The 18,872-nt window shown below is 40.8% G+C and carries 20 protein-coding genes and 1 pseudogene; 15 read left to right on the top strand and 6 right to left on the bottom strand.

Annotated features, from left to right (window positions below):
* Positions 1-16 precede the first annotated feature (16 nt).
* The 3 genes from A0256_11950 to A0256_11940 all read left to right on the top strand — a co-directional run bounded on the left by A0256_11950 (position 17) and on the right by A0256_11940 (position 2,139).
* The gene (locus A0256_11950; protein ID AMR32082.1) at positions 17-520 is read left to right on the top strand and encodes a D-beta-D-heptose 1-phosphate adenosyltransferase; all 504 of its coding nucleotides are present in this window, start codon (positions 17-19) and stop codon (positions 518-520) included.
* A gap of 17 nt (positions 521-537) precedes the next feature.
* On the top strand, positions 538-1,506 hold the full coding sequence (locus tag A0256_11945; GenBank protein AMR32081.1) for a glycosyl transferase: 969 nt from the start codon (positions 538-540) through the stop codon (positions 1,504-1,506).
* 156 nt (positions 1,507-1,662) lie between these two features.
* Positions 1,663-2,139, top strand: a complete 477-nt coding sequence (locus A0256_11940) for a hypothetical protein (protein ID AMR32080.1) — start codon at positions 1,663-1,665, stop codon at positions 2,137-2,139.
* Here the strand turns inward: A0256_11940 and A0256_11935 are convergent.
* Complete coding sequence (locus tag A0256_11935) at positions 2,136-3,236, bottom strand: DNA processing protein DprA (protein ID AMR32079.1); 1,101 nt, start codon at positions 3,234-3,236, stop codon at positions 2,136-2,138. The genes A0256_11940 and A0256_11935 overlap by 4 nt on opposite strands.
* A 406-nt stretch (positions 3,237-3,642) precedes the next feature.
* On the opposite strand from A0256_11935, the gene A0256_11930 reads away from it, so the two are divergent.
* Both A0256_11930 and A0256_11925 read left to right on the top strand, forming a co-directional pair.
* A complete protein-coding gene (locus A0256_11930) occupies positions 3,643-4,020 on the top strand; it encodes a transcriptional regulator (protein ID AMR32078.1) in 378 nt (125 codons plus the stop codon).
* Positions 4,017-6,098 (top strand): hypothetical protein, encoded by a 2,082-nt coding sequence (locus tag A0256_11925; protein AMR32077.1) that lies wholly within the window; start codon positions 4,017-4,019, stop codon positions 6,096-6,098. The genes A0256_11930 and A0256_11925 overlap by 4 nt, the downstream gene beginning before the upstream one ends.
* Positions 6,099-6,103: 5 nt before the next feature.
* On the opposite strand, the gene A0256_11920 is transcribed toward A0256_11925, so the two are convergent.
* The 4 genes and pseudogenes from A0256_11920 to A0256_11905 form a co-directional block, all read right to left on the bottom strand.
* Complete coding sequence (locus A0256_11920) at positions 6,104-6,730, bottom strand: 16S rRNA methyltransferase G (GenBank protein ID AMR32076.1); 627 nt, start codon at positions 6,728-6,730, stop codon at positions 6,104-6,106.
* Positions 6,720-7,325 carry an RNA polymerase subunit sigma-24 gene (locus tag A0256_11915; protein ID AMR32075.1) on the bottom strand — a complete coding sequence of 202 codons (606 nt, stop codon included), beginning with the start codon at positions 7,323-7,325 and terminating at the stop codon, positions 6,720-6,722. The genes A0256_11920 and A0256_11915 overlap by 11 nt, the downstream gene beginning before the upstream one ends.
* The gene (locus tag A0256_11910; GenBank protein ID AMR32074.1) at positions 7,316-8,434 is read right to left on the bottom strand and encodes a transmembrane glycosyltransferase; all 1,119 of its coding nucleotides are present in this window, start codon (positions 8,432-8,434) and stop codon (positions 7,316-7,318) included. The genes A0256_11915 and A0256_11910 overlap by 10 nt, the downstream gene beginning before the upstream one ends.
* A 947-nt stretch (positions 8,435-9,381) precedes the next feature.
* Positions 9,382-9,600, bottom strand: a pseudogene (locus tag A0256_11905) (DNA-binding protein).
* Positions 9,601-9,718: 118 nt separating this feature from the next.
* On the opposite strand from A0256_11905, the gene A0256_11900 reads away from it, so the two are divergent.
* The 6 genes from A0256_11900 to A0256_11875 all read left to right on the top strand — a co-directional run bounded on the left by A0256_11900 (position 9,719) and on the right by A0256_11875 (position 15,841).
* Positions 9,719-10,696, top strand: a complete 978-nt coding sequence (locus A0256_11900) for a hypothetical protein (GenBank protein AMR32073.1) — start codon at positions 9,719-9,721, stop codon at positions 10,694-10,696.
* Between the two features lie 843 nt (positions 10,697-11,539).
* Complete coding sequence (gene tgt / locus A0256_11895; protein ID AMR32072.1) at positions 11,540-12,670, top strand: tRNA-guanine(34) transglycosylase; 1,131 nt, start codon at positions 11,540-11,542, stop codon at positions 12,668-12,670.
* A complete protein-coding gene (locus A0256_11890) occupies positions 12,671-13,786 on the top strand; it encodes a permease (protein ID AMR32071.1) in 1,116 nt (371 codons plus the stop codon). It abuts the gene before it with no gap.
* The gene (locus A0256_11885; protein AMR32070.1) at positions 13,787-14,689 is read left to right on the top strand and encodes a permease; all 903 of its coding nucleotides are present in this window, start codon (positions 13,787-13,789) and stop codon (positions 14,687-14,689) included. It abuts the gene before it with no gap.
* 405 nt (positions 14,690-15,094) lie between these two features.
* On the top strand, positions 15,095-15,316 hold the full coding sequence (locus A0256_11880) for a hypothetical protein (GenBank protein ID AMR32069.1): 222 nt from the start codon (positions 15,095-15,097) through the stop codon (positions 15,314-15,316).
* 234 nt (positions 15,317-15,550) lie between these two features.
* Positions 15,551-15,841 (top strand): hypothetical protein, encoded by a 291-nt coding sequence (locus tag A0256_11875; protein ID AMR32068.1) that lies wholly within the window; start codon positions 15,551-15,553, stop codon positions 15,839-15,841.
* Between the two features lie 83 nt (positions 15,842-15,924).
* Here A0256_11875 and A0256_11870 read toward each other — a convergent pair whose 3' ends face one another.
* The gene (locus A0256_11870) at positions 15,925-16,734 is read right to left on the bottom strand and encodes a 4-(cytidine 5'-diphospho)-2-C-methyl-D-erythritol kinase (protein AMR34522.1); all 810 of its coding nucleotides are present in this window, start codon (positions 16,732-16,734) and stop codon (positions 15,925-15,927) included.
* A gap of 140 nt (positions 16,735-16,874) precedes the next feature.
* On the opposite strand from A0256_11870, the gene A0256_11865 reads away from it, so the two are divergent.
* The 4 genes from A0256_11865 to A0256_11850 are packed head-to-tail and all read left to right on the top strand — an operon-like array spanning position 16,875 to position 18,778.
* Positions 16,875-17,696 carry a thymidylate synthase gene (locus A0256_11865; protein AMR32067.1) on the top strand — a complete coding sequence of 274 codons (822 nt, stop codon included), beginning with the start codon at positions 16,875-16,877 and terminating at the stop codon, positions 17,694-17,696.
* A gap of 25 nt (positions 17,697-17,721) precedes the next feature.
* Positions 17,722-17,922, top strand: coding sequence for a hypothetical protein (locus A0256_11860; GenBank protein ID AMR32066.1), 201 nt, complete (start codon positions 17,722-17,724; stop codon positions 17,920-17,922).
* Positions 17,919-18,299: a hypothetical protein gene (locus A0256_11855; protein AMR32065.1), complete on the top strand. Its 381-nt coding sequence runs from the start codon at positions 17,919-17,921 to the stop codon at positions 18,297-18,299. The genes A0256_11860 and A0256_11855 overlap by 4 nt, the downstream gene beginning before the upstream one ends.
* Positions 18,299-18,778 carry a dihydrofolate reductase gene (locus tag A0256_11850; GenBank protein ID AMR34521.1) on the top strand — a complete coding sequence of 160 codons (480 nt, stop codon included), beginning with the start codon at positions 18,299-18,301 and terminating at the stop codon, positions 18,776-18,778. Before A0256_11855 ends, A0256_11850 begins: the two co-directional genes overlap by 1 nt.
* Positions 18,779-18,872: the final 94 nt, after the last annotated feature.

Here is an 18,872-nt window from a genome sequence, read left to right as displayed (position 1 = left end):
ATTTTAATTTTATAATATGCGAAATAATCTCGAACAAACCCTTTTAAATAAAATAGCCGACACGCCCACCCTGGCGGAAAAAATCCGTGAATGGAAATCGGAAGGTAAAAAGATCGTATTCACTAACGGTGTTTTCGATCTGCTGCATTTAGGGCATATTACCTATATGGCCAAAGCCGCAGAATTGGGTGACAAACTGGTGATCGGCTTAAATTCGGATGCATCTGTTAAAAGGTTGAAAGGCGAAAGTCGCCCTGTTAATGACCAAAGCAATCGTGCAGCCTTGCTGGCCGCCTTGTTTTTTATAGATGGGGTGGTGATTTTTGAAGATGATACCCCCCGCGATCTGATCGTTACCCTGATGCCGGATGTGCTGGTTAAAGGTGCCGATTATACCGTAGATCAAATTGCTGGTGCCAAAGAGGTTTTAGCCAATGGCGGCGAAGTGAAAACGATTACGCTGGTGGATGGCTACTCCTCTACATCCATTATCAACAAAATACGGGGACAAATATCCTGAAACGGACAGATCGCCCAATGAAAATATTGGTTATCCGGTTCAGTTCCATGGGTGATATTATTTATACAACCCCTGTTGTGCGCTGTTTAAAAATGCAGGTAGCCAACGCAGAGGTGCACTTTTTAACCAAACCTGCGTTTCAATATATTTACAATAATAACCCGCATCTAGATAAATTAATATTGCTTAAGCCCAGCCTTTCGGACACCATATCCGACATTAAAGCTGAAAATTACGACTGCATTATTGATCTGCATAACAACCTGCGCACCAGTATAATTAAGCTGCGAACGGGCGTCAAAGCATCTAGCTATAAAAAATATACTATTCGCAAATGGCTGAGCTTAAAATTCAATTTAAAGCTGGTGCTCAACACGCATTTGGTAGACCGATACTTAAAAGCTGTAGAATTCCTGGGGGTTACAAATGACGGGCAACCAATAGATTATTACGTAAATGCCGGATATCAACTCAATAAATTACTCCCGGTATCACACCAAAATGGCTTTGTTGCTTTTATTATAGGTGCCACTCACTTTACCAAACGGCTGCCGAATGACAAGATCATTAGCATTTGCCGTAAATTGAATTTACCTGTTGTGCTCCTGGGGGGTAAGGATGTTAAAGCCAATGGGGAAAATGTATCTAATGCTTTAGGCGACAAAATCTATAATGCATGCGGAATAACAACGTTGGATGAATCAGTTTTTCTGGTATCAAAGGCGCAAAGTATTATTGGTTTCGATACAGGGCTTACACACATCGCTGAAGCATTTGACAAACCTATTTTATCTATCTGGGGCGGCACCGTACCCGAACTGCTTGGTGTAAAACCCTACATGGTTAAGGAGTTTTCGGTTGTCGGCAGCGATATTTCTTGCAGACCCTGCTCGAAATTTGGCTTGGAAAAATGCCCGCTAGGCCATTTTAAATGTATGACCGAATTACCCGAAGAATTGGTTACTGCGTTTATCAATAAAAGTTAAATACCGTTTTGTTTAACAGACATTTCAAACAACACGACTGAGGGGGATATCAAAACTCGTGTATTCGGCATTTCTGTTGGATTCACATTTTAACAAAAAAGCTGTTCAAAACAAAGACGGAGCAGTTTTTGCTTCCTCTTTGCTTTAATTAAACCGATGAAAAAACTGCTCCTCATTCGCCACGCAAAAGCCACGCAAGAATCCGGCTATTCTGATTTTGAACGCCCTTTAACCGAGACGGGTATTGCTGATGCCACCACTATGGCCCAACATTTAAAAGAACAAGGCATTGTGCCACAACTATTTGTGAGCAGCCCGGCATTACGCACCCATACTACAGCGAATATTTTCGCGGACACACTGGCTTTGCCTCCCGCCGATATCAACAAAGCCATTTACGATGCGGGCGAACCCACGCTGGTCAGGGTAATAAATGAGCTGCCCGATGATCGAGATTTTGTAGCAGTTGTAGGCCACAACCCGGCTGTAGCGCAAGTATTGTACCTGCTAAGTGGCCAAATAAAAGAAGTGCCGCCCGGTACGGTATCCTTAATAGAATTTGAACTGAATAGCTGGCAGGAGATTTATGAGGACTCCGGCAAGTTAATTTATTATGATAACCCAAAGCTTTAATTGATACAGTAGGTTTTACCCGGCAACGACCGGATAAAACCCTGTAATTCCATATCCAATAAAGTCATAGCCAACTGACTCGTGGGCATATTGGTTTTTATGCTGAGATCATCAATAGCCAATGGCATTTTATGCTCCCTTATTATATCATAAATTGCCCGCTCTCCATCCGAAAGATCTATTGGCATGATCAATTGCTCGGGTGTGTTTTTTAATTCAGTAGTTTTTTCCCAACCAAGGCTATAAGCAAGATCTGCCATGCACGTAAGCAGCGAAGCCTTGTTGTTCCTGATCAGAAAGTTGCAACCTTCCGAATATTCATCATTTAGCCTGCCAGGGAAAGCAAACACATCACGGTTATAGCTATTGGCAATTTCCGCGGTAATCAAAGCGCCTCCTTTTAAACCTGCTTCCACCACCACTGTCGCATCAGCCATGCCGGCAACGATTCGGTTACGCTGCGGAAAATTTTCCCTATCCGGATTGGTGCCCGATGGATATTCTGTGAGCAGGCCGCCGTTTTCCAGCATCTTTTCTGCCGTGCCTCGGTTCTGGCTTGGATACATCCTGTCGAACCCATGACCAAGCACTCCTATAGTAGGTACCCCCACCCTAATGCACTCCTTGTGTGCGGCAACATCAATGCCCAGGGCCAAACCGCTTGCTATTAAGATATTGTATTCCTGCAACTCTTCTACCAGTTGCTTGCATAAGTGCCGGCCATATTCGGTAGCATTGCGGGTGCCAACAATACTGATAACCCTCTGCATGTTTAAGTTAGCATTCCCCCTGGAATACAACAGTAATGGCGAGTCGTGGCAATTTTTTAGTCGTTTAGGATAGCGCGGATCGGTATAAAAAAACACGTCGATATTATTCTTTTCGATGAATGTCAATTCGGTTTCTGCACGGCGGAGCGCCTCATCAAAATCGGCCAGATCTAATCTCTTTACGCCTATACCCCTTGCCCTGGTGAGGGCAGTTTTGGATAGGCGAAAGATCTGTTCCGCGTCTCCAAATTCGCGCAGCATAGATTTTGCCAGCACGGGGCCTATTTTTTTAATGAATGTTAATGCGATCTGGTGTTGTAAGGCCATAATATTGTGGCCCTAAAATATAAATAAATACCAAAATTATTAGCAATTATTATGAATTATGGAGACTATTATGGATTAGTGTTGAGTAAACACGAATTGCACTGATAAAACGAATAGAAAACAAATCGTGATGGTTAGTCCTTGGTTTACAATCCCTACCGTACGCTTATCAGCGGGAACTTAAAAAGCCTTTAGTATTGAGTCGGCACGAATAAATTGAAGTAGTACCAATTTTTCTTTACCGGTCACCTTTCTTCACCGCCATGACGAAGCTAAAATTCGTGTCAAGTTAAATTGTCGATTAGCTCATTTTGAACACCCATCAAATTTTTTTAACAAACTACAAAAATAGTTTGCAAACTATTAAAATAGTTATACCTTAGCCTAACTATAAAAATAGTTTACTATGAAAGTTAAAGAGCTGACGAAAGCTGAAGAGCAGATCATGCAGATCCTCTGGCAGTTAAACAAGGGTATAATAAAGGACATTCTTGAAAAAATCCCCGAACCTAAGCCTGCTTACAATACGGTATCTACTGTGGTAAGGGTGTTGGAAGGTAAGGGATTCATCGATCACAAGGCTTACGGGAATTCGCACGTATACTTCCCGGTTATTAGCGAGGACGACTATAAGAAATTCACTTTCGATAAACTGATGAAGAACTACTTCAGCGATTCGTACAAAAGCCTGGTATCGTTCATAGCCGACGAAAAAAACCTTGGACTAAAGGAACTCGACGAGCTTACTGACTTCATAAATAACCTTAAAAACAAAAAACAATGAACTGGCTACACTACCTTGTTGAAGCGAATATTTACCTGGGGGTATTTTATTTATGCTATTGCTTGTTTTTAAATAACGAAACGTACTACGTGCTGGGCCGCGCCTACCTGCTTTTTAGCTGCCTGGCAGCATTTGTTTTGCCGGTAACACAACTGAGCATTTTAAAGCATGCCGAACCGCAAATTCAACAGGTGGCATATACAGCCCCGGTTTATCATAATGCGCCAATACCCGAGATCATTATTGAGGAACCTGCTCCCCAATTTACCTTACAGGATGCACTGCTCTACATCTATATCATAGGGGCGGTATTATCTTTGATTGTTCTTTGTTATCGTTTATTCCGCTTATTTTTATTAACCCGTACAGAAAGTACACTAACCAATTCCAATTATAAAATAATTCAGCTCAACGGGGAAAATACCGCTTTTTCTTTCTTTAATTACCTTTTCATTGGCACGGCGGTACCACAGTCGGAAACCATCATTGCGCACGAATTGGTACACATTCGCCAAAAGCATTCTGCGGATATCATTTTTATAGAACTGATCAAGGTAGTCAGCTGGTTTAACCCCTTCATTTACCTGCTGCAACGCAGTCTGCGCACCATTCACGAATATATAGCCGATGAGCAAACAGCGGCTAAAGAGAGCGATGCACTTACTTACTCATCCTTTTTGCTTAGTAACGCTTACGGCATTCAGGGATCGCCTATTGCACATTCTTTCTTTAATTATAACCTTCTAAAAAAGAGAATTATCATGTTAAACCAAAAAAGATCAGGCAGATTAGCAAGGCTAAAATACCTGGCCGCAGTACCGCTATGTGCGGGTATGCTGTGCGCATCCACACTCGTGTTTAGTAAAGATTATGCATTAATCGATCTGTCGCCAAAGCGACCCGTTGCAGAGTTGAGAGACACTGCTTTTGCCATGCGACCTCCCACCGTGTTCGGTAAAGACTTCTCCTTACAGGAAAACTGCTACCTTATAGATAAAAAAGCCCCTTACATTACAGTAACTATCACCAGTAAAAGCGGTCATCAGCAACTTTTCAACAGTAGTTCAGCAACCAATGCCGACCGTAAATTACTAAAGGATAAATACGGCTATCAATTTAAAAAAGCGGAGATGATGGCATATCTTAAAATGACATCAAAATCTAACGAAGCCTTTAGTAACAACCCACAATTACCTCCACCACCGCCCCCTGTACCCCTTAATGAACCATATTTGCAACTGGCCCAGTTTATTAGTCGGTCGGTAAAGTATCCTACCGTGGCACTAAGTAAAAAATTAAAGGCCTCATTGATAGTTAATTTTAAACTGAATGAAAATGGCCGTATTAGCGATGTAGCAGTAGCCGGTAACAATGCAAATATATTTGGCGACGTTTTGAAAGCAGAACTTGAAAAATTTGCGTATCCGATTAAAGACAAAGCCGGGTATCATAAAATGGGGGTCAAGTTTTTTATCCTTGGCGAAAATTCCGTATTCTTCGCAACGCCCAAAAGCTTAAAAACAGCAAATTATATAGGAGAAATGCAAGTGATAGGGATAATTGCAGCACAGCGAAAAATCTATAACCAGCCCCCTCCTCCACCGGCACCCCCAAAAGTTGGCGTGGCGCCACCAAAAGTTAAAGTCATTAAATTTCCGCCACCAGCAGTTAAACCACCCTTGCCAATAGGTGCCAACAATCAAACTTTTATAAGTAGTTTTAATAAGGAATTGGCCAGAACTATCAGATATCCAGCAAGAGAACACGACAACCAAACAACCGGGAAGCTATTCATCGCATTTACTGTAAAATACAACAAGATAGGTAACGTGGCGGTAACAAGAGGTGTAAGTAATGCTTTAGATGCAGAAGCAAAAAGGGCACTGGTAGACTACTCCCCAACAGTAAGATTAAAAGCAGGCAGCTACGAAATTCCTATTGCTTTTAAAATCACTAAAGCAGATGGCAAAATTGTGTTTAACACCCTTGCCGGTATTGACAAAGAATTTGTTGACAAATCAGTTATCAATAACCACAAAATTATGCTAAGCGAAGTTGTGTTGATGAGTTATTTATAAAACTATTATCCCTTTACGTAGATCACCTGCTTGGTGTCGAAAAATTCCTCCTCAAAATAGTTTTTGAGATAGAATTGCTGAACGGCTAAACCCGCGTCGGCAATTTCTTGTGTAAGGTCCCCACCTTTTAAATAGAGTATTCCGTTAGGCAATTCGTTACTTTGTTCTTTACGGAATTTGCCTTTTACCCAGGGATAAAAGTCTTTTAACTGGGTTACGGCCCGCGAAACCACAAAATCAAATTTATCTTTTATGTCTTCGGCCCGCGAATGAGTGCCCATAACGTTTTGCAAACCCAAAGCCATGGCCACTTCGTTGACTACTTTTATCTTCTTTCCTATAGAGTCTACAAGGTGGAATGTGGTTTCTGGAAATAAAATCGCCAACGGTATTCCGGGGAAACCACCGCCAGTACCAACATCCAGCACATGGCTACCGTGCGCAAACGATATTACTTTGGCAATCCCGAGGGAATGCAAAACGTGGCGCTCGTAAAGCAAGTCGATATCTTTGCGGGATACCACATTGATCTGCGCGTTCCAAAAGGTATAAAGTTCCTGCAGGCGGGCAAACTGCTCCTGCTGTACCGGGGTAATTTCCGGGAAATATTTCAGGACCAGATCAGATGTCATCCTTGTTATAACGGTTGATGATATTGCCTAAAAGATACCTGCCCCTAAACAATTGCGCTTTTACAGTACCGAGTGGCAAGTCCAGCTGCTGGGCAATTTCCTCGTACGATAGCTCGTCGAAATAGCGCAGGGTAATGAGGTTACGGTATCGCAATGGTAAACTTTCTATCAGCAATTTAAGTTCCTCAGTTTGCTGCTTTTTGATCGAACTTTCTTCGGGGTTTAGTACATCCGCTTTAATCTGCAAAGGCATTTCCTCACCATCCTCATCCAGCATACCGTGGATAGATTGGGTGTTTAGCTTCTTTTTACGGATAAAATCGATACAATTATTGGTAGCAACTCTAAATAACCAGGTACTAAAAGCGTACTCCGGCTGGTATTTGTCAAGTTTCTCAAAGGCTTTAGCAAAGGTTTCAACAGTAAGGTCCATAGCATCCTCCTTGTTATTCACCATCTTCAGCACCATAAAGTAAATCGAATCTTTATATCGGTGCATCAGGTCGGCGTATGCTTTTTGGCTACCATCTCTTGCCTTCACCACCAGGTGAAAATCGTTCTTGGCGTTTTCGGTGAAATTTGCGTTTACTTCCATCGGGTGGTTTTTATAAAAGTTCCTATCAATCCAAACACATTTAAATAAATATAGTAAATCGCGTCAAAAAACAGCAACCACCATAACATGTCGCTGGCTTCCAGCTTATTAAATATTTTACGGTAAATTATAATCTGTAATAGCAATCTGAATGCGAGCATCCCGGCGGCTAATAATGGTTCAAATTTAAATACCAGGCACAATATAAATAAAACATAAAACAAAAGGCCACTAACCGCATCAAAACTTAACATACGGCGGTGCTCGTTACTATATTCTTTACCAACTCCCATATGCCGTCTTTTCTGGCGAAACCAGCTGCTTAGCGTTGTCTTTGCTTCAGTATGAGTAAAGGTATCCGGGTGTATCTCAATAACTGTATTTTCAGCAGTTGCATTTTGGTTTACGAAGAGATCATCATCTCCGCTCATGAGGTGCATGTGGGCCGCAAAGCCTTTCGACCTAAAAAACAAAGATTTAGTATAGCCGAGGTTACGGCCAATTCCCATATAAGCGTCGCCCTTTAATGCCGAAGAAAGGTAATTGATACCAGTTTTAAGAGTCTCGAACCTGATAAACGGATTCAAAAAGTTAGCAGTGCGGTAATAGGGTGAATAGCCTAACACGATTTGTGCGGAATTGGTAAAATTTGCTGCCATCCGGGTGATCCAATATAGGGTGGCCGGCTTACAATCTGCATCTGTAAATAATAAGTATTCGTTCTTTGCAGCCTTTATACCCAGGGTAAGCGCAAACTTTTTACCTGTTTTATATCGGGCATGCTCGGTAATGGTAACAATTTTAAGGTGCGGAAACTCGCGCTGAATGTCCAGCAATACTTCATCTGAATTATCGGTTGAGCAGTCATTGATCACTACCACTTCATAATCAGGATACTTTTGCTGAAGTATATAAGGAAGGTTCTCGGTAAGATTACGCGCCTCGTTCCGAGCACTAATGATCACAGAAACAGGTACGCTCGGTTCGGGTAAAACTTTTAAAGGTACGTAACCCGCAAGCCTGCTATGGTTGCCTACTAAATAATACAGTTGAACAATAAAACAAAGCTGAAATATAACAAATAATGCCTCTTGAATATAAGCTTCCAAACCCCTTGATAATAAGGTGCAAATTTGGTAAAAAAGGTTGATAAAGTACTACAATTAATGGGAGAAGTTGTATTGCCTGATTGTGTTAACATAGTTTAGAACATCGGAATAACTTATATCAGCTAAAATTGGTTCTAAAGTTTGTTAGGCACTCCTTAAACTTATTTCTTAAATTTCAAATCGTGTTGACAATATACAGCTGTTTAGTGACTTACTAATTAATATGGTCATTTAATTTTGGCAGTTAACAACCAGGCAACAACTAAAGGTAACTAATAACACTATCCATGCGCTGAAATAATGATGGAATTTTTTTTATCAGGCAAAGTTCCAGTACAAACATAGTGTAGCAATAAGTTTAAATGTTACTATTTAAACTTGTTATTTAACCTATTTAGTTCCGCTTCAAGCTTGCCAATAGTTTGCCCAAGTTCTAAGAGTATCTTATCAAAATTTTGAATTGCAGGCTGTATCGTAGTTGAAAATTTCCCGATAACACCCCATATTTCAACAATAGAGCTAATTGCCAAAGTGATGATACCGTTAGTTAATTTGTCATTTTGGCAAATTAACAGGTTATTTTCAGGAATTATATCTTTAATTCGGCAAAACAATAAGCCACTTAGTGTAACTATAATATAAATATTATCAACAGTAACGCCGCATAAATTTTTAAGTTGCCTCCCTAGCAGGACGTCGCCGATATAAATCTGACTAAGTGAAACAGTTTTGTCTGCTACGAATGCGCGACAATTATTTGATTCTTCAACTGCTGGTTCAGATGCGCCGAAAATGGGTAAACTCCTCAAATAATCCACATTATTTAGCCGGCTCACATAATCGTAAAAATTGACAACCTGCCGAATACGGCCATCACCAAGCACTATCGCCTGAGGCAGTTCAGTACAGATTTTTGTAGGCTGCACAAAATTATTTTCCGCATCGTGTTCGGTGCCGTGTAACAACCAATCGTAGGTTTTGCTATAATAACTGGCAATTAAATTCAACGTTTCATAAGCCGGATACTGGTTTCCTAATTCTATCTGCGAGTAATTACTCCGTGATATATTCAATATTTTTGCTATATACAACTGAGAATGACCACTTTCTATTCTTAGCAACTTAATCCTCTTCCCGATATTTTCTTTTGACAGTATTTCTTGCATTTAGGCATTTTTTTTATTTATTTTACAATCGTGAATACAGTGTATAAAGCAAATATGAATCCACTATTTATAGCGATGTTTTTCTAATTATATCCTTTACACACTTACTGGTATATCGATGGTCTTGGAAAATATTAACAACAATAACTGGCAAAACATTACATACTTGATAATAAATGAATTAAAAGACATTGTATCTTTCAATTTGACTGATTTGCACGGCTTTAAGCTCTCATTGGACAAATCACCCCAGATTGGTCAATCTATTGTAGATATTTTTCCTCAAGAACAGGCAAAATATTTCGAAAATAATATCCAAAAATGCCTGGATGGCGATAATGTAATAATCGATGGGGCTATTTCAGGACAAATTGTAAAGTCGTCTATAAAAGTCCAAATCATTCTTATTTTGTTACCAATAAACGAAAATCTTACCTATGCGGTTTGCTTCGTAATTCCACAAACCGAAAAACGAGACAATTCACCGCACCATTACGATTTTTCAAAGTTTACATCACATGATTTGCGGGCACCAGTAAGTAATATCCTTAGCCTTTCTAATTATGAAAACTATGCCCAGTTAGAATCTTCCGATGGTATAAAAATAAAGGAAGTACTAAAAAACATTTATCATCAGGCTGAAAAATTAAACAATAATATAACAATACTTAACGAACTGATTAATAAAGATAAATGCTTTTTTGACGAAAGTATAATCGACGGAAAGATTACTGCTAACCATGTAGTACTGGTTGACGATGACCCGTTGGTAAACATGATACATAAAAAGTTACTCATAAAGCACCAGTCAAAAACATTAATTCAAGCTTTCAACAACCCCGAACTAGCATTAAATTATATCACTATCCATAAACCAGACCTGGTATTACTGGATATAAATATGCCAGAAATTAATGGCTGGAATTTCCTTGACGAATTAAAAAAATTACCTTTTAAAACTAAGGTTATTATCGTCTCCTCTTCAATAGATCCTATGGAAAGGGCTAAGAGTTTTACCTACAACACAGTGATTGGATTTGTAAATAAGCCGCTCACAAACAGACTAATCGAAAACATTTTCACTAATAATAACTAATACATGCAAACAACAGAAACAGTTGAAATACCAATTTTACACAATACGATCCGGAGAAAATGCCCATACTGCAGCTCTACTTGCACTGACAGAATATCAAGAGGCAAAGTAGCAAAACTGATGTTTAGCTGGCTTTCTTTAAAGCGCTATATCTGCGGAAAATGCTTTAAAAAACACTACCGGTTAAATTGACGATAGGCACCAAGAGAACAACCGGTTAGCTATTGTCTAAGCGGCAAAGTTTTATTAAACCTAATCAACTAACCAAGAGTTACTGCAAATTAAACATCAATAAAAACGGGCTGATAGCAATAAATTTTACCATCCGCAAAAAACTATGAAAGCTTACCTCCTACACTTTATCGAGACACAATTATCTGTGGGAAGCCTCTGGCAAACAATTATGATGTACTTAATCATCGCACTTTTGGTGACGATATTAATGACACAGCGTTCGGTTTTAAAGGAAAGAGTAAAAGATTTGTGAATAAATATACACCTGGAGGCAAGATTAGCTTTGCATCATAGCAAAATTTGCAAACTGCCTTTGTGCTACAATCTTTGAGATTCAAATCAAAAAACTAATCACCTAGTAAATTTCTTAAGCATCAGCGTGAAGTCCATTGAAGGGCATTAAAGCTATAAGTGTATTTTAATTGCTTATGAAGGTATCGAACCATCCCACCTCAACTGCGTTTTAGATTCCGCTAGTGGAAGCAAAATTCTATTCAATTTATTGCCATTGCTTTGTCAACGCAACAATGATGATAGCAATTTTATACCTATATGTATTAATTAGCACCATAAGCATTGTCAACCTAAATCACTAATTTTGCGGGATTAATGGAATTTACTTTAAAAGCACAAGATCCCTTTTCTAAAGCCCGCGCGGGTGAACTGGTTACCGATCACGGCATTATACAAACGCCAATTTTTATGCCTGTGGGTACCGCCGGCACAGTCAAAGCTGTGCATCAGCGCGAGCTTAAAGACGATATTAAGGCCGATATTATTTTAGGAAACACTTACCACCTATACCTTAGACCTGGCTTAAACACCATAGAAGGCGCCGGTGGACTTCATAAATTCAACGGTTGGGATGGCCCTATTTTAACCGACAGCGGCGGCTACCAGGTTTATTCGCTTACCGAAGTGCGTAAAATTAAGGAGGAAGGTGTTACATTCCGCTCACATGTGGACGGCTCAAAACACCTGTTCACCCCCGAAAATGTGATGGATATTCAACGCATTATTGGCGCCGATATCATCATGGCGTTTGATGAATGCACCCCCTACCCCTGCGACTACAGCTATGCAAAACGCTCTATTGAAATGACGCATCGCTGGCTAAAACGCTGCTGCGACAGGTTTGATACCACCCTGCCAAAGTATGGTTACAACCAAACTTTGTTCCCGATTGTGCAGGGCTCTGTATATAAAGATCTGCGTATGCGATCGGCAGAAGTGATTGCTTCTTTCGAGCGTGAAGGCAACGCCATTGGCGGATTATCAGTGGGCGAACCAGCCGACGAGATGTATGCTATGACCGAGGTGGTATGCGATATCCTGCCAAAAGAGAAGCCACGCTACCTGATGGGCGTAGGCACGCCGGTTAATATCTTAGAAAATATTGCACTCGGGATAGATATGTTCGACTGTGTAATGCCCACCAGAAATGCCCGTAACGGGATGCTTTTTACCAAAAACGGCATCATGAATATGCGCAACGAAAAGTGGAAAAACGACTTTTCGCCCATTGAAGGAGACAGCGACCTCTTTGCCGATACGCAATACACAAAGGCCTATTTAAGACACTTAATCCATTCCGGCGAAATGCTGGGCGCCCAGATAGCTACTCTGCATAACTTGCACTTTTACTTGTGGTTAGTTAAGGAAGCACGCAATAAAATCATTAGCGGTGAGTTTTACGACTGGAAGAAAGTTATGGTAAACCGCCTTGGCCAACGATTATAAATGAAGCGACTGCTAAAGAAGTACTTAAAAACCATCGATTGGTACATCATTAACAAATATCTGGGTACATTTATTTTTACCCTGGGCCTATTTATGGCCATCTCCGTGGTGTTTGATATCTCAGAACACCTCGACGATTTTTTGAGTAAAAACGCTTCTCTTGACGACATCATCTTTAAATATTATGCGGGTTTTGTGCCGTTCTATATGATGATGTTATCGCCATTAATTAACTTTTTGTCGGTAATTTTCTTTACCGCCAAGATGGCAAATCAAACGGAAATAGTACCTATCCTCACCAGCAAGGCAAGTTTTTACCGCTTTTTAAGACCCTATATCGTGTCTGCTTCGGTCATATTTTCAGTATCAATACTGGCAAATATCTACGTAATTCCATTCACAAATAAACTAAAAGTAGACTTTGAAAGCGAGTACTTTTTTAAAGGAGAGGACCCAACTAAGAGCGAAGTACACATTCAGCTAGACAAAAACACCTTTGTTTTTCTTAAATCCTACGACCCGCAGGTGCACACCGGCTACCAGTTTATGCTGGAAAAATTTGATGGTGATGAGTTAAAAATGAGGCTAACCGCGCCCAGTATTGCCTTTGATACACTGAAAAATAAGTGGAAAATCATTAGTCCATCTACCCGATGGGTTAATGGTTTGAAAGAAAAATTTGTTCAAAACGGCCCACCGATAGATACCGTTTTAGACATGCGCCCAATAGATTTTGAGGTGCATGATAACGTTAACAGCAACGTATATGGAGGTATGTCACTGGCTGTTTTAAACAAGCTGATTGAGAAAGAAAAGATACGCGGAACGGGTGCATTAATTGATATGCAGTTTGAAAAATACCGCCGATTTGTAGAGCCGATATCCTCGTTTGTACTTGCTATAATCGGCGTCGCCATCTCCTCCAGGAAGGTTCGCGGAGGAGTTGGATTGCCACTTGGCATCGGTATTTTTATCTGTTTCGTATACATTGTGGTGAACCGTTTCTCGCTGGTTTTTGCGGTAAAAGGCGGTTTCAATCCACTCATTGCTGTACTGATTCCAAACATCTTCTTTGGAATTTTAGGCTGGATATTACTCCTAAAAGCGCCTAAATAAATGCCCGAAATCAAGACCGGTAACACGCTTACGAGGAACCTTATCATTCTTCATCTTACTGTTTTCGTGTGGGGATTTACCGGAATTTTGGGTCAGCTGATTACCATATCTGCGGTAAATTTAGTCTGGTACCGCGTTTTAATTGCCAGTATTTCGCTGTTTTTTTACTTCAAATTAGCAAATAAAACCATTAAAATCTCAAGCGCAGCGTTGATAAAAATGCTGTTTACAGGAGCAATTGTCGGTGGCCACTGGGTACTTTTCTTTGCTTCCATCAAACTTTCAACTGTTCCGGTAACGCTGGTTTGCCTTTCATCCATCACACTTTTTACGGCAATTTTCGAACCTATAATTAATAAAACCAGAGTTTCCAAAATGGAGATCATCGCCGGGTTTTTCATTATCACCGGCATAGTACTAATTTTCAAGTTCGAATCACATTACACTAAGGGTATCATAGCGGGGCTTTCCAGCGCCGTATTAGCCGCGCTTTTCTCTATCATTAACTCCCGTTTTGTAAAGCAGCATGAAGCACCGCTAATTTCATTTTACGAACTTTCCGGGGCGTTTATTTGGATCACAATTTACCTCATCATCACCGGGGGCTTTCAAACTTTGAACTTTCCAAAACCTCCCGATCTTGGTTACCTTGTACTGCTCGGCACGGTGTGCACTTCCCTTGCCTATGTTGCGGGGGTATCCGTAATGCGCGAACTTTCGGCATTTCGTGTGGCCCTAATTACCAACCTCGAGCCGGTATACGGCATCATACTGGCTTTCTTTTTCTTTGGCGACATCAACAAAATGACGGCTGGTTTTTGGGCCGGCGCCGTCATTATTCTCTCCACTATCTTCCTGTTTCCGTTTGCCCAAAAACAAGTGGCAAAACGCAAGAGCAGATAATCCTCCTCTTATTTCTTTCCGCAACACGCCAATATCCCTGCAATAAACAGGAGGGCGGGGGTAACGCCGCGCGATAATACAACACGTTTTAAGCTCGTTTAAGCCACCTTGATTCCCGGGCGACAATTAGTATCACTTACCAGCTTCACTTTAAACAGGGGTAAAATCCCCGTTTTTGATAGTGTATTGAATTAAAACTTCACTAAGGTTGTTTCATTTTGAATATAATACATTTACAAACAATTAAATTCAATATAATTTTTAAATTTTACATTTATCTAAAATACACTAAATACACATAATCAATAGCTTATAAATTTCAAATAAAGTTAAAATTCAAGATAACTGATTTAAAAAAATTAAGATATACTAATTTAATTAGCATTGGTAAATTTTAGTCTAAAAATGACTGCATATAATTATATTAATGAGCATACTATACAGCTTTATCTCACTATAAACTACAAATGTAGAGAAAATGGATTATTAAATTACAAAGTGTACCGAACTAAAAATAAAGCAAGCTCAAAAAATCACGGCAGGCATAGTTTTGTATACGGGCTAAGTTTTTTATCGGCGTTAGCAGCAAAAAATCCTGTTGCATTTATGATCGCGTTGGCGCCATAACCGTTCCTAAACAAAACTCATTGCTGGACCAAAAAACTAAGTGAGACTGCAACTACTGCTTTTATTTGAGGAACTAATGAGTGCAGCAGGAAGAAAAGCTGTCCCGGAAAATCACGGAACGCGGAAAGGAAATTATTAGTTGAAGCATTGCTGCAGAGCCAGAGGATTATGCTTCGATTTTAAAAGCAGGTTTTAAAATCGCATCTTGTAGTAATCATTAGCGATAAAAAAACTATGCGCATTAAAACTATCATCATCCTTATCTTCACAATTGTGCTTACCATTATTTTCATGCAAAATTTGGAGGCGGTAAAGTTCACCTTCCTGTTCGCTACGATTTACATCTCAAAAGTTACGGTGATGCTTATCGTATCGGCTATCGCATTTATCATCGGTTTTCTGGCAGGGCGTCCACCCAGGTCGAAATTCAGTCACACGAGTTACGATGAGGAACCGTCGACCGATAGTACAAGAAACTCCAAGATCAATACACTAAGCGATGATGACCGCGATTATCTAAATTAAAAAGCGGATAAAACTTTACTGTTTTACCCGCGCCTTTATTTTAAATAAATTGTGTTTGTTATAACTGGACTGCGTTCTTTTTTTTAAAGGTTGTAGAAAACCAGGTTGCCGTTTTCTTCCATTTGGCTAAGGTTTGGCAGTTGTTCAAATATTCCAAAAACGGATGCTCCGCTCCCGCTCATACTCGCGTATAATGCACCGTATTCGTACAACTCTGCTTTTACGCCACGGATAGCCGGGTTGTCGCGGAAGATGTGCCCTTCAAAATCATTCTTAATATGGCGTTTCCAGTTCGCAATGGGGGTTTTTATCAGCTCGTATAACGATTCGGAAACCATGGCCGGTTTTATGCCTCTGTAAGCCTCTCCAGTGGAAACATGGACATCAGGCATCACCAAAACAATTTTATAGGCAGAGAGGTCTAATTTTACCGACTCAAACTCATCTCCCTTCTCGAAGGCAAACACCGGTTTGTTTTCGATGAAGAAAGCACAGTCGGCGCCCAGCACCCGGGCGTAATCCATCATGGCATCAACCGACAAGCCCAGGCTGAATTTGTCGTTCATCAGTTTGATAAAAAAAGCCGCATCAGACGAGCCGCCGCCCAGCCCTGCGCCTATAGGAATATTTTTGTGAAGGTGAATTTTTACGGCAGGCAAATCCGGAAAATCGCGCTTCAATAAATGGTAACCCTTAATGCAAAGATTTTCGTTATCCTCTCCGGGAATTTCTAAACCGCTAGAGTGGAAACTCAGCCGCTCTGCCACGATCACCTCCAGCACGTCATTAATTTTTATGGGGTAAAAAACTGTCTCCAGGTTGTGGAAGCCATCGGACCGGCGTTCGGTAATGTTGAGGCCAATATTTATCTTTGCGTTCGGAAATACGATCATTAGAATTTGTTTAACAACCGATGTTTTTTTGCACATCGGTAGGATACCAAAATTAGATTATTTTTCTTTGTCTTTTTAAACGTTCATTTGTTCACTTGTCCATCACTGGGCACCCCACTCATATTACACATCCCATTACCATGAAACAATACCTAGACCTGATGCAGCACGTGATGGACACCGGCGCGCAGAAACATGACCGCACCGGCACCGGCACGCTCAGCGTGTTTGGCTACCAGATGCGATTTAACCTTCAGGATGGATTCCCAATGGTGACCACCAAAAAACTGCATCTGAAATCAATCATTCATGAACTGATCTGGTTTTTGAGCGGTGATACCAATATCCAATATCTGAAAGATAATGGTGTACGCATTTGGGATGAGTGGGCAGACGCCGATGGCAACCTCGGCCCGGTTTATGGTTACCAGTGGCGCAGCTGGCCCAAACCTGATGGCGGGCACATTGACCAGATAACGCAGGTGGTAAACACGCTAAAGAGCAATCCGGATTCGCGCCGCATTATGGTATCGGCATGGAACGTGGCTGATGTTAACCAAATGGCCCTCCCCCCCTGCCATAGCCTGTTCCAGTTCTATGTGCAGCCCGCAGATGAAAGCAAAGGCGAAACCCGGGGCAAGCTGTCGTGCCAGTTATACCAGCGCAGCGCGGATATCTTTTTGGGTGTACCTTTCAACATTGCATCTTATGCCCTGCTCACCATGATGATGGCCCAGGTATGCGACCTGGATTATGGCGACTTCATCCACACCTTTGGTGATGCCCATATCTACAACAACCACCTGGAGCAAGCCAAACTGCAACTAAGCCGCGAACCCAAACCACTACCCACCATGAAAATCAACCCGGAGGTGAAGGATATCTTTGGTTTTAAGTTCGAAGATTTCACTTTGGAAAACTATGAGCCGTGGCCGCACATTAAGGGAGCAGTTGCAGTTTAATTGAGGATTGCGTAAATTTGAAATCATGAGCACTGCTGAATTAAAAGAAGAAATAGAAAAAGCTGTAAAGCTGATTCCGGACAGTGCGCCAGAAATCGTCTTGCAAGAAGCATTAGGATACATCCAAGATCTTAATACAAAAATTGCAGAGAGAGCGAAGCGTGCAGAATATGTCAAAGAAATAATTGCGGAAGATGAAGAGGTATTCAGAAAGCTTGCGCAATGATAAATTTACAAGAAGTTGAAGTTTACCACAACAACTTAATTGACCAGTTTGGAGGAAGCAAAGGCATCAGGGATATTGCAGGTTTAGAAGCGGCGTTGGCGCGTCCCTTCATGACATTCGACCAGCAAGATCTTTATCCAACTGCTGCGGATAAAGCTGCTGCCATATTCGAGAGCCTCATTATTAATCATCCTTTTGTCGACGGAAATAAAAGGATAGCATATCTTTTGCTGCGTCTTACTTTGCGACTGGAAAACTTAACGATGATTGCATCTCAAAAAGAAAAGTATGATATATCAATTGCCGCCAGCATGGGCGAAATCCATTTCGATCAAATAAAAGTCTGGATTATGGCAAATTCAATAAAAATCCAATGATCATATCCATAATCGTCGCCATTGGCGAAAATTACGCTATCGGTAAAAACAACCAGTTGCTTTGGCACATGCCGAACGATCTGAAACATTTTAAAGAGATCACATCGGGACACACCGTTATCATGGGGCGAAAAACATTCGATTCTGTGGGTAAGCCTTTGCCAAAACGAAGGAACATTGTAGTTACCCGGCAGGATATTGAAATCACCGGCTGCGAGGTGGTCAAATCTATCGACGAAGGCCTTAAGCTTTGTGCGCAGGACGAAGAAGTGTTTATTATTGGCGGAGCCGAAATTTACCGGCAGGCCATGGAAAAGACCGACCGCATCTATCTAACCATTATCCACAAAGACTTTGAGGCTGATACTTTTTTCCCTGAAATTGACCACAGCCAATGGAACGAGGTGAACCGGGAAAATTTTGATGCCGATGAGAAAAACCCCATCCCTTACGCATTCATTGAACTTGAGCGCCGATAACAAAAACATCGATTATTTTGTTTGAATTAAAAATTTCATGCTTGTGAAATTTTATTAGATTTGCCGTCTATTTTTAAAAAGCTTATAAACTAAT

The organism is Mucilaginibacter sp. PAMC 26640 (assembly GCA_001596135.1).
Classification (GTDB): Bacteria; Bacteroidota; Bacteroidia; order Sphingobacteriales; family Sphingobacteriaceae; genus Mucilaginibacter.
This window is presented reverse-complemented; position numbering and strand designations above follow the sequence as displayed.